General features: G+C 45.0%; 2 tRNA genes. Both read left to right on the top strand.

The window, feature by feature from the left end:
- Nucleotides 1–35 precede the first annotated feature (35 nt).
- Nucleotides 36–111 (top strand) — tRNA-Lys (locus C3B51_RS22855).
- 36 nt (nucleotides 112–147) lie between these two features.
- Nucleotides 148–223 (top strand) — tRNA-Lys (locus tag C3B51_RS22850).
- Nucleotides 224–231: the final 8 nt, after the last annotated feature.

Genomic DNA, 231 nt, shown 5'->3' with positions numbered 1-231 from the left:
CGTCAGGACGACTTAATGGCACTTTAACACCGAGCGGGTCATTAGCTCAGTTGGTAGAGCAGTGGACTTTTAATCCATTGGTCGATGGTTCGAGTCCATCATGACCCACCATTCAAATTTGGTGTAATACTTAAGTAACTTTCGAGCGGGTCATTAGCTCAGTTGGTAGAGCAGTGGACTTTTAATCCATTGGTCGATGGTTCGAGTCCATCATGACCCACCATTTCAAAT

Origin of the sequence: Pseudoalteromonas rubra (assembly GCF_004212645.1) — a bacterium.
Taxonomy (GTDB): Bacteria; Pseudomonadota; Gammaproteobacteria; order Enterobacterales; family Alteromonadaceae; genus Pseudoalteromonas; species Pseudoalteromonas rubra_G.
The sequence above is the reverse complement of the archived record's forward strand: the minus strand, read 5'-3'. Positions and strand labels throughout refer to the sequence as shown.